Raw genomic sequence first — 10,236 nt, forward strand, 5'->3', positions numbered from 1 at the left:
AGCCATTTAACATAACGTAAAACACAGGTTCACCACCCAAATACAAGCCAGTAGGGGCGCGGGTTTAACATGCTGTTTACCCGCAAATTTACGGGGGTAAAATGCTGCCTAAGCAACACTATCTTCCCACAATTTTGCCGCTTCTTCGTCACCTCTTAATTTCGCCTTGTGAGCTTCAATAACAGCAACGGTTTCAAGGGGTTCTGGATGGTCACCCACTAAAAGTAGCTTGAGTGCATTTAATTCTGAAAACTCACGCTTCCCTGTCCTAACAGCGCTAAGTGTTTGCGTTCGAAGCCCTGTGAGTTTGTGAACCATGTAGTCGGACTCAACATCTATCACGGTTTTAAACCAATCAAGCAGTTCCAGTGAGTTGGTTATTTTCATAAGTTTTCTCATCATCATTAAAATCCCTATCTGTGATTGTAGACGTAGTAAGCATGGTTTTCACTATCACCCATCATGTTGATATAACCCACCATGGGTGATAACTTCCTTTCCGTTACTGGTTTTCTCAACTGGAAACAATCCCTTGGCTTTAGCTACTGAGTGTTTACTCAGTAGCTATTTTTCAAAACAAAAATTAAGCCAAGGTGAATATTTACCCATAACCAAGCCAAGGTGATCCAATGAACAAGACTTTAAAAAACATATCAAGCCGATGAATTAGCGCTAATAGCTAAAGCTATCACGGTAGCTTTAGCTATTAGCACTCGTTAAATAAACGGCTTTAGGGTTTCGTATTTGCTTTGGATCATAGTGTAAGTGGAGCAGTACGCTTTAGCCGTGCGGGTTGAGTGCCCGAATGGGGTTATCACGGGAACATTGTCAGTAGCCCCACCTGTACGAAGCGATAGCGTTACGGCTAGGAGAAGCGCCCAAAGGGGATAATAGGAGTTTCGCAAACTCCCGCTCATGACCACTAGGAATACGGCCAAAGCTATGAGAGTGAGCAGGCGGCAACAGGGGAGCGTTAGGTTGAAAGCTCTTGAATAGTCACTCTTGCGGAACGTTTACCACAACGTCCCGCCATCTGAAGCAGGGCTTGGCAAGTAACACTAGCTTTAGCGTTACTTGCCAAGCCTACCTATCGCGTTTCAGATGCAGCGCCGACATTACGATTAGCTTTAGATACCGATTCAGTTCGGTTAGTTCTTTAGCGGTTCGTAAGGGGCTTGCTGCATCTGAAGCGCAGCGAAGATGTAGCAAGGGTGAAGAGCTTCGACCTACGGGAGGCATTATAAACCCAATGAATCGCCCCGCGAGGGGCCATCCTTTTTCTGGGGTGAAAAGGGGGTTATTTTCACCCCATACAACCCCAAGGGCGTAAGTGAGGAGCAAGGCCCTGCAAGGGCTTTCATTATCGCGCCCGCAGGGCGCTAAAAAACATGACCTGTTCATTTCATAGCAAACAAAAAATCTTATAGGGCGGTGCGGTATGTGCGTCAACAAGCCCGCAAGGGCTTTTGTCCACATATCCACGGCTTATTGGGTTGTGCGGTAAGTGTGTCAGCAATCCCGCTAGGGATTCTGTCCACTTATCCACAATTTTCGTTTTTTTCAATAAAATCATAAGGATAGAGTTTTGAGTGATATAAAATCAAAGATATTCAATGAGTTAGAGCGAACAGCTGTGCTTGAAAAGCAGGTAGAAAAGGCCAGCCCGCTCAACATCAAAGCGCCAGCAATTGCACTGGCTAAGTCTCAGCGTAAGGTCATCGCGATGCTGTGCAGCGTTGTATTTGAACCCGAGCATCAAAAAGGGGGCGCGAATGGCTAATGAAGTTTTGGGCGTTGTTACGTGTCCACATTGCGGCAGTGACGCCACAGTACACCGTCAGGCGAGCCGAAACGCAAAATTGTACTACCGATGCTACGACGGCCCTAATGGCCCGTGTGGAACCGTACAGATCACCTTAGAGGGCGGTCAATGGTGGCTCACTAACAATATGCGCCCATTAACTGGCGCTGAGGCTGAAGAAGCCGCCCATGAAGCCGCAGAGCTTGCCAGAGAAGCACAGCTCAAAGCTGCAAAACAAAAATCAGGAATATTTACCGCTTTATTTGGAGATGACGACGCATGAGCAACGAAGCAGATCAGCAAGCAATAGACACAATTGCAGAAGAACTAGGCCAACCAGACTTTTCAAGCTTTGAGACAGACAGCCCAGAAATAACGGGCGAGATAATGGCAAGTGAGGGCGGTGGTCAGTCCGTTTCAGTGGGCGCAGGCGATATGACCGTGATTGTCGCAAAGTTTGCCACAGGTTACATGGCAAGGCGTAACGGTGAGCACTGGAACTTGCAACCAGAGGAAGCCGAAGAACTGAGCAAAGCAATGGATGCACTCGTGCCAGATATGAATCTATCGCCAACGTGGGCGGCTGTGGCCGTAGTTACAGGCATTTTTGCACCGCGCATTATCACAGATATGCAAATTCAAGAAGAAATCGAAATTAACGGGGGTGAAGATGACCAGAGCAAAGCGGCCAGCTAAGCGGCAAGACCCATCATTACCGAATGAAAACATTCTCATCGTTGGTGCTTCTGGTAGTGGTAAATCTGCGTTCCTACGTGAAACGGTGGATTTTAAACAGCGTAGGATTATTGCATGGGACCCTGAAGAAGATTACCCACTCCCAAGAGTACGCAGCCTTGAGGCATTCTTAAAACTCGCTAAAAAGAGCGGCTTCGGGCCTATACGGTGCGCCTTGACTGTAGCGCCTACAGAGGAAAACTTCGAGCAGTTTTCGGCAATCGCCTTTGCGCTGGCTCATGCTGCTGCACCAATGACGATAATCGCGGATGAAATCGCAGACGTTACACGGGTGAGTAAAGCGAGTTTCCATTGGGGGCAGTTATGCCGAAAGGTGCGCAAATATGGTGGGCGGCTATGCGCTATCACTCAGCGCCCGCAGGAAGCGGACAAAACGATTATGAACCAAGTGGAATACACATGGTGTGGCGCACTCAAGACAACGGCCAGCGCTAAGTATATGGCCGCTGAAATGGGCATTACGCTAGAGAAACTACAATCAATTCAAAACATCCACCGCAAACAGGTTCAATATTGGATCCGTAAAGGGACGGATGCGGCCACAATGGAAACTATCAAGTTTTAAGGATAACTATGATTTTATATATATTTGATCTCATGCTCCGCCTGTTCATGGCACCGTTGTTTATTTTTGGCTTTATCTTCGATTTGATAGAGCAACTATTCGGTAAGTTCATGGCAATCATTTTAATTGGGTTTGTAGCCTGCGTATTAATTACCTTGGGGGTTGTTTGGTGTGCTCAGCTCCTTGGTGAGAGTATGTGCCTAGATGTAGGTGAAACGATGGGCTTAAAAACGCATTACACATCGTTTCATTGTTTCGTGACCGAAGACGGTAAAACCATACCACTCAGTAACTACAGAATTGACTAAAGCACCCAAGCCAAGGGGTTGCCTCAAAAATAATTTAGCTAAAGCTACCGACAAAAAAACTTTACCCACCAAAAATAGCTTTAGTTATAGCCCAAACAGCCCATAGCAAAAGGGCATATCTTCGCGCTGTCAATTCAGACAATAACGGAGATAAATACATGTTTAGTAAAAACCGCCTTATCACTATAGGTATGACAATCGCTATTCTCGCGGTCATCAATAAAGCCTCGCCGCTTCGCCCAGTTAAACGACTAATCAACTAAGGGGTAGAAGATGCGCGAGATTGTAGCTTTACCAACCATTTCAGGTGTAGCACCTAAAGCCAGTGTGTCTCAGACATTACCAATCGGCATGACCTATGACCGCATTCACATGCAGTATTCAGGGGTAACACCGTCACAAATTACCAACGTGCGCCTTGAACTTAATGGCCGATTGGTTACGCAGTACAGCACATTGCAAGACCTCATCGAAGAAAACACACGTTTTAAGCGTGAAGTGAAAGCAGGGATTGCAACGTGGCACTTTGTACGCGATGACATGTCCAGTGCGCTTTACCCTGAACTCATTGAGCAGCGCTTCTTTGCATTGGGTACGAATGGGCTAAACACCGCACAAATTCGCTTTGACATTGCGCAAGAAGCCACAGCGCCAGTTATCGAGTGCTTTGCTGAAAAGTCAGCGGCCAACGTGCCAGGTACTTTGATGAAGCGAAGAACGTTCGTGTACAAGCTAAACAATGGCCGTACTGAAATCGACAACCTACCACGCCCAACGAACGCGAGCATCATGGCGATTGCGATTAAAGCACCGGGTGTTGAAGGGGTTGAATTTCTTGTCGACAACGTGAAGTGGCGTGAGTCAGTGCCGCTAGAGCTGCACAAGCACATCATGCGCCAGAATGGCCGCACACCAATCGCAGACGAGTTTTATCTCGACTTCTGTCTTGAGGGTGACAAGTACAACACCTTGAAATTAGATCCCGCTATTCGAGATATGCGCCTACGTGTGGACTGCACGCAGGAAATACAGGCAGAAGTTGCGGTGTATTACTTTGATGACTTTGCCACAAGTTCATTCTAAGGGGGCTAAATGTCTAACCAAACCATGCTGCCACAAGGTTCACCGCAGCCAACCTCTTGGTTGGGTCAGGTCGGTGGATTCCTTAGTGATGCAGTTGGCGCTTACGCCAATTTCGAGGCGGTCAAGGCGCGTAAGAACTCGACAGGTCAGGGGCGGCTGGAACATGCCGCCACACCTGAACTAGAAAATGGCGCAGCCGTTCAGGTCGAGACTCCAAAAACAACACCTAATACAACTCAGCAAGAGACCCTTGTATTTGGTGTACCGCAAAAGACGCTTTTGCTTGGTTTTGGTGGTCTTCTGGTGGTTGGCTTACTGCTAAGGAAATAAGCGATGCAGACACCAAGAAACGTGAAATATTTTGCCTATGGTGTGGCTGTGGCCGCAGGTGGTGCACTACTGGCCGAAGTAGTACGCAGCCTTTACCGCAAGTACACCGCAGGGGGTGAACAATGATGCCGTTAATGGGGGCTGCGATGGGCGGAATGCCTAGTTTGACCAATGGGGCGGGCAGTCCCATTAGCTCAAGCGCTAGCTCATCGACAGGTGACCAAACGCAGCGTAACGGGTTCACAGGTGGCGGGGTGTCCTTTGGCACCAATAACAACAATCAGTTGTTGATTATTGGCGGTATTGCCTTAGTGGCGCTTTTCCTTTTGAAAAAATGAACATAGCACCAATTAGCGAGCTGTGGCGGATTAAACGGGCGGCTGGAAGTCCCGCAGATTATGAAGCTATCGCACAAGAGATAAGAGCCAGACACGCAGTTTTTATCCATCACAACGCTTGCTATGCGGTACTACGTAACGACCAAGACGGCCTATGTGTCGTGTGTGCCGAGGGCAGCTCCCTTGGTCAGTTGGCGCCTTACATCGTTCAAATTGCCAAAAAGCTCAGCGCCCCCTCAATCGTATTTCATACCAAAAGGCGGGCACTGGCTCGCCTACTTAGCGCTTACCACTTTCAATATGAAATGACCGATATCAACGGTTACTTAGTTTACAGGATGGTTCTCAATGGGTAGTAAATCCAATAGTACCAGCCGTCAGTCCACCAATAACACCAGTGTTTCGTTTGGGGTTCAGGGGGATAACAACGGCTTTATGAATGTTGGGGACGGCAACACATACAACATTCAACAAACAGATCATGGTTTAGTAAACGCAATGTCGAACATCGGTGCAGACATGGCCGATACGTTTCAAACGATGACCGATTATCAAACACAGTTTGCATCTGATGCACTCTCAGACGCATTTAATTTTGGCTCTAATGTTAACCGCGATTCGCTGGATTTTGCAGAGAATAACAGCGCTCGCGCCTTTGATTTTGGTGCAGATGCACTGGAAATGGGCGGAAATCTAGCCCTCGATGCGATGCAATTTACCAGCGACACAGCCAATACGGCCATGCTGGAAAATGGCGACTTAGCCCGTGCGGTAGTCAACTCAGCAAATGACATGCACGCAGCCAATAACGACTTTGCATCCAACCTATTTGGGGATGCAGTTAATGCCGTGAATGACAGCAATGAACGTGTATCAGAAATGGCGTACTTCACTGCGAACGCGACCAGCGATTTAGCCCGTGATGTTGCGGCCAGTAATGCAGACTTAGCAGGGCTTGCCATTAGTAGTACACAAGACGCACTAAGTGATGCCTACGGCGATGCAGCCGACCAAAGCCGACTAGCGCACAAGCAAGCACTTCAGTTCGTTGACGATATGAGCCGCAGTGACGGCCAACAACTCGCCTTACAAACCAATAAAACCATGATGTATGTCGTAGTGGGTGTCGTTGGTGTAACCGTTGTCGCCATGATGGCAGGGAGAAAATAAGATGTTAATGAATATCAATATAGAGTCGAATTTTCCAAATGACTTTTTGGTTGAAGGACAGTTTTTCAAAGTCATCAACTCTGAGTCAGAGTTTAGTGCCGTGGCGCTAACGCCACAAGGTGAGCAACTTTTTCAAACCAGTGCAAAGGCTGGGTTTGAAATCACCACAAATAAACTCTTTAACCGCATTGTATTGCAGTCTAAAGAGCCGCAGACAATTGAACTGTGGGTATCACAACACCGCTTAAGCTATGACTCACCAACGAAAGGGAATAACCAAACTTACTCGTTTCTGTCTGAGCACTATGGTGGAACACAGCGCATATTGCCATTTGAAGCAAAGCGGCTTGCTGTTACGTTGTTCAGTGACACGCATGACTTTTGGTATGGCGGTAAGGGGTGTTCACCTGAAACGGGGATCCCCGTTCGTGCTGGTACTCCGTGCAAAGTAGAAGGCTCATCGGAGCTATACGTTTCTATCAATGAGCCGCCTTTGTATATCTCTGGTAGCACATATACCACAGTAAACGCATTGGATGGAAATGAAGGGCGCTATGGTGGTGATTACGGTGCAGAGCTACCTGATTATGAGGCGTGCGTCTCAACAGCTCATGCGGTATACATCGTTGAGGAGCACATTAGCCAATATCGAATCAATGGTGTTATCCGTATGAGCGAGCAAGGGGCAAATCTGCTTAACCTTACGGGCGATATTGCTGATGTAATAGTGGTTGATTATGACAAAGACCGTGTAGCTGCACTGTATGAAAATGGCCTAATCATGGTCTATGAAATGGGTCAGAAAGTCGCACAGTACGACACGCTGAAAGCAAAAGTACCGCTGAATTGGAAAAAGCTGCTGTATGACGGCACACGATTCATTGCATACAACTGGGGGAGCGCAAGCGGATGGTACACACCAAGCGATACAACTACGCCAGTATTTACCATTTCGTCAGAGAGTAATTTAGCAATTCGTAAGACGTTTTACGATAAGTACCGCCAGCGCGTTTATGCCATTTGTAACTCGCCGGGCAATCAATATTTTTATGATTTAACAGGCGCGTCAGGTGTGTGTGAAACATTCCCGCATGCATTAGGGCGACCAATTGGTGATGTATTTAGCTCTATCGCGTCATATCCTGATGTGCGATTCAGTAGTACACATATAACAGCAACCGCGGGTAACAGAGGTTTTGTTTTTAACCGTGAATCTACCGTTATTACTGAGTTGGTTGACGTCCAATACGTTGCGGCACAATCCCGTGGGGCGGTATATGCAATTAAAGGCGGTCAGCAACTTATCTCTGAAGATGATGGCGTCACCTTTATGCCTATCCCGAGCGACAATGCTGATTTTGGCAGCGGTACGGTGCTTGGTACTTTCAGCACAAACTTATTCATTACCTATCCACTAACCAAAAATACTGATGGCAGATATAGAGCGCGCCTATATGACACTGAGGTATCACAAGCAAGTGCAATATCAGCAATCAGGGTGCTGAAAGAGGTGATTTGATGCAGCAGAAAACCCTGTTTTTAGCATTAGGACTGATATTACTAGGAGGATATTTTATGAAGACCGGTTCACCAAAAGGCATACGTAATAACAACCCGCTGAACATCGAAAAAGGCGAAGATTGGATTGGCATGGTAGGCGATGATGGCCGCTTTGTTATCTTCGAAACGGTAGAACATGGACTAAGAGCAGCAGGGCGCATATTGCGCACCTACGCCTTTAGACATGGCCGCACAACCATCAACGGAATTATCTCCCGTTGGGCGCCACCGTCAGAAAACAAAACACAAAACTACATCAATTTTGTGTCAAAGCGTGCTGGTATTCCAAGTGACAGGCCACTGGCCCAAGCGGAATACCCGAAAGTCATGGAAGCCATGATAATGATGGAGAACGGCGAACAGCCATACAGCATGGAAACCATTCAACGTGGCTTCGATTGGGGGTTCAATGGGTAATTTCATTTCAAAAAATGTCAGTCTATTTGCCACGCTGTACGGTGTGTGGTGGGTATATAACTACTTCAAGGTAGAGAGTAAACCGTTTACCAAGTCTGTCGCCAGCGTACTGGCTGAAATCCAATTCGCTGCTAATGGCTCTAACTATATTAAGTACCCCAATGCGGGCTTCGTTTTAGACCCAGACAAACTGAACCCAGATTATACCGTTAGGGATAAGACGTGGTTAAAAGCAATGTCGATGACACATGATGATCACATGGATTATCTAGAAAGACTGTTCGACGGAAACTTACAGCTTAGGCCACGATACCAGCCGCTAATCGGCCAAATCGTAACGGCTCAGGCATTAGATATGATTGATAAAGGATAGGGTATGGACATGTCTACTATCGTGGTAATTGGTGTGCAAGTCTGCGGTTCTATTGCCACCATCGCCACGCTAAAAAACGATATCAACTGGCTGAAAGTCATTATTAACGCGCAAGACGAGCGCATCAAACAATTGGAGGCAAAGATATGCTAACCACACTAGGAAAATACCTGTTAACGAAGTTGGCCACAGAGGCATTCATCAAACGAGTCTGTTTAGCAACGGCCAAGCATCTAGCGGCCAAGAGCAACAACAAACTGGATGATGAATTAGTAGGGGCTTTGGATGAGGCTCTGAAATGAGGGGGGTAGCCCCCTCAAATCTCCATTAGTTCTTCAAAGGCTTCCTTAAAGTTACTTACCGCATATTCCATTGATTCAGACTTGCTTCTTGCTTCGTATAAATCTCGTTGTAGCGCACTCATTTTTGCCTGATCTGCTCTGTACTGGTCAACTAGATAATCTATGAGTTTAGTTGTTGTAGAGATACCAAGATGATCTTTAAGCCAGTTTATCTCTTTAATACGATTATCGTCAGGGCGATAAGTAACAGCCATAATATTTCCTTTTGCTATCAATAAATGCGCCTGCAGCAAACTCGAGACGCTTAGTTTACAATCATTTTTAAAACAGCCGGCACAGTTCCAGGATTAATAATGATTGCATAATTTAATGGTGACCATATCGTCATAAAGTTTAGTTTGCAATCTTTTTTGGCAAAAGAGCCAGGAACAAAAAGGGGGTTTTACTATCAAAATTTCGATCGAGTAACGCCCGGGGATTGAACTTTTGCTATCAAAAATTAAAAAAGGGCCACAATATGTGACCCAAAATACTAAGCCGACTTGTCCTTTTTCTGCTCAAACCTGAGCATGGCATCCTTGAACCTAAAGCGGTCTGATATTTCAATCAGATCCCGTCCCATTTCCTTGAGCTTTTCGCGTGACCCAACCAAGTCCTTTAAGTGGTCAATTTCTGCCTGTAACGCGATTGTCTGCGCTTCATGGTAATGGGTAGACTTCTGCAAAAAGTCTATTTTGTTTATGTAATTTGGTTCATACCTTAAGCCGCGAGGCGTCCATAAATAGCCGTCTCGGCATATTCTAAATTCACGCCATTCAGGGTGATTAGAAACACGGCCATCAATGCGCATTTCAAGCATCCTTACTGCACGTGGACAAGGTTTATTCTGACTTATCCAACGCTCAAGCGTGCGCTCTTTAACTAATAAGAACTCACAAACCTGTTTGCGGTTAAGCTTACCAAAATTCATAAATCCCGCTCTGAAAAGTAACTCTTTAAAGTCAGTCATCATCAATCCTTACTTCCTTTGACGTTGTTTTTGCGTCGAGCGTCCTGCACGGAAGTGGGTTTTTATATGAAATTTTTCGATTAATAAATTTAGAACAATCAATTTTGCTAATGATACAGGAAAACGAGAAAACTTATAAAAACAAGGCTTAGAGGGGGATTTTTGATTCAACTGTACAACGACCGTCAAAATGTCGCAAAATAAGCCATTTAACATAACGTAAA

At 46.2% G+C, this 10,236-nt stretch carries 20 protein-coding genes; 16 read left to right on the plus strand and 4 right to left on the minus strand.

The window, feature by feature from the left end; genetic code table 11:
- Window positions 1-108 precede the first annotated feature (108 nt).
- Window positions 109-387: a hypothetical protein gene (locus CWC03_RS15975; protein ID WP_249314052.1), complete on the minus strand. Its 279-nt coding sequence runs from the start codon at window positions 385-387 to the stop codon at window positions 109-111.
- Between the two features lie 1,198 nt (window positions 388-1,585).
- On the opposite strand from CWC03_RS15975, the gene CWC03_RS15980 reads away from it, so the two are divergent.
- From CWC03_RS15980 to CWC03_RS23495, 16 genes are all read left to right on the plus strand, one after another.
- A complete protein-coding gene (locus tag CWC03_RS15980; protein WP_138582732.1) occupies window positions 1,586-1,780 on the plus strand; it encodes a hypothetical protein in 195 nt (64 codons plus the stop codon).
- Window positions 1,773-2,084, plus strand: coding sequence for a hypothetical protein (locus CWC03_RS15985; protein ID WP_138582733.1), 312 nt, complete (start codon window positions 1,773-1,775; stop codon window positions 2,082-2,084). The genes CWC03_RS15980 and CWC03_RS15985 overlap by 8 nt, the downstream gene beginning before the upstream one ends.
- Entirely contained in the window at window positions 2,081-2,497 is a 417-nt protein-coding gene (locus CWC03_RS15990; RefSeq protein WP_010605424.1) for a hypothetical protein, read from the plus strand. The genes CWC03_RS15985 and CWC03_RS15990 overlap by 4 nt, the downstream gene beginning before the upstream one ends.
- Window positions 2,472-3,122, plus strand: coding sequence for a P-loop NTPase family protein (locus CWC03_RS15995; RefSeq protein WP_138524035.1), 651 nt, complete (start codon window positions 2,472-2,474; stop codon window positions 3,120-3,122). Before CWC03_RS15990 ends, CWC03_RS15995 begins: the two co-directional genes overlap by 26 nt.
- 8 nt (window positions 3,123-3,130) lie before the next feature.
- Complete coding sequence (locus CWC03_RS16000; RefSeq protein ID WP_138582734.1) at window positions 3,131-3,430, plus strand: hypothetical protein; 300 nt, start codon at window positions 3,131-3,133, stop codon at window positions 3,428-3,430.
- A 273-nt stretch (window positions 3,431-3,703) separates the two neighbouring features.
- On the plus strand, window positions 3,704-4,513 hold the full coding sequence (locus CWC03_RS16005) for a major capsid protein P2 (protein ID WP_138582735.1): 810 nt from the start codon (window positions 3,704-3,706) through the stop codon (window positions 4,511-4,513).
- A gap of 9 nt (window positions 4,514-4,522) precedes the next feature.
- Entirely contained in the window at window positions 4,523-4,843 is a 321-nt protein-coding gene (locus tag CWC03_RS16010) for a hypothetical protein (protein ID WP_138582736.1), read from the plus strand.
- A 3-nt stretch (window positions 4,844-4,846) separates the two neighbouring features.
- The gene (locus tag CWC03_RS23890) at window positions 4,847-4,969 is read left to right on the plus strand and encodes a hypothetical protein (protein ID WP_017217398.1); all 123 of its coding nucleotides are present in this window, start codon (window positions 4,847-4,849) and stop codon (window positions 4,967-4,969) included.
- Window positions 4,966-5,181, plus strand: coding sequence for a hypothetical protein (locus CWC03_RS16015; protein ID WP_138582737.1), 216 nt, complete (start codon window positions 4,966-4,968; stop codon window positions 5,179-5,181). Before CWC03_RS23890 ends, CWC03_RS16015 begins: the two co-directional genes overlap by 4 nt.
- Window positions 5,178-5,537: a hypothetical protein gene (locus tag CWC03_RS16020; protein ID WP_138582738.1), complete on the plus strand. Its 360-nt coding sequence runs from the start codon at window positions 5,178-5,180 to the stop codon at window positions 5,535-5,537. Before CWC03_RS16015 ends, CWC03_RS16020 begins: the two co-directional genes overlap by 4 nt.
- A complete protein-coding gene (locus CWC03_RS16025) occupies window positions 5,530-6,351 on the plus strand; it encodes a hypothetical protein (protein WP_010605417.1) in 822 nt (273 codons plus the stop codon). Before CWC03_RS16020 ends, CWC03_RS16025 begins: the two co-directional genes overlap by 8 nt.
- Window position 6,352: 1 nt before the next feature.
- Complete coding sequence (locus CWC03_RS16030) at window positions 6,353-7,870, plus strand: hypothetical protein (protein WP_138582739.1); 1,518 nt, start codon at window positions 6,353-6,355, stop codon at window positions 7,868-7,870.
- A gap of 56 nt (window positions 7,871-7,926) precedes the next feature.
- Window positions 7,927-8,328, plus strand: a complete 402-nt coding sequence (locus CWC03_RS16035) for a virion protein (RefSeq protein ID WP_249314053.1) — start codon at window positions 7,927-7,929, stop codon at window positions 8,326-8,328.
- Window positions 8,321-8,701: a hypothetical protein gene (locus tag CWC03_RS16040; RefSeq protein ID WP_010605414.1), complete on the plus strand. Its 381-nt coding sequence runs from the start codon at window positions 8,321-8,323 to the stop codon at window positions 8,699-8,701. Before CWC03_RS16035 ends, CWC03_RS16040 begins: the two co-directional genes overlap by 8 nt.
- 3 nt (window positions 8,702-8,704) lie before the next feature.
- Window positions 8,705-8,854, plus strand: a complete 150-nt coding sequence (locus CWC03_RS23490) for a hypothetical protein (RefSeq protein ID WP_017217404.1) — start codon at window positions 8,705-8,707, stop codon at window positions 8,852-8,854.
- Complete coding sequence (locus CWC03_RS23495; protein ID WP_017217405.1) at window positions 8,848-9,003, plus strand: hypothetical protein; 156 nt, start codon at window positions 8,848-8,850, stop codon at window positions 9,001-9,003. The genes CWC03_RS23490 and CWC03_RS23495 overlap by 7 nt, the downstream gene beginning before the upstream one ends.
- Before the next feature lie 14 nt (window positions 9,004-9,017).
- Here the strand turns inward: CWC03_RS23495 and CWC03_RS16045 are convergent, their stop codons facing one another.
- The 3 genes from CWC03_RS16045 to CWC03_RS23660 form a co-directional block, all read right to left on the minus strand.
- Entirely contained in the window at window positions 9,018-9,257 is a 240-nt protein-coding gene (locus CWC03_RS16045) for a hypothetical protein (protein WP_138582740.1), read from the minus strand.
- Window positions 9,258-9,535: 278 nt separating this feature from the next.
- Complete coding sequence (locus CWC03_RS16050; protein ID WP_249314054.1) at window positions 9,536-10,012, minus strand: hypothetical protein; 477 nt, start codon at window positions 10,010-10,012, stop codon at window positions 9,536-9,538.
- Between the two features lie 9 nt (window positions 10,013-10,021).
- A partial coding sequence (locus tag CWC03_RS23660; RefSeq protein WP_212748156.1) for a hypothetical protein occupies window positions 10,022-10,236 on the minus strand: 215 nt, incomplete at its 5' end.

This window comes from Pseudoalteromonas sp. S2755 (assembly GCF_005886535.1).
Classification (GTDB): domain Bacteria; phylum Pseudomonadota; class Gammaproteobacteria; order Enterobacterales; family Alteromonadaceae; genus Pseudoalteromonas.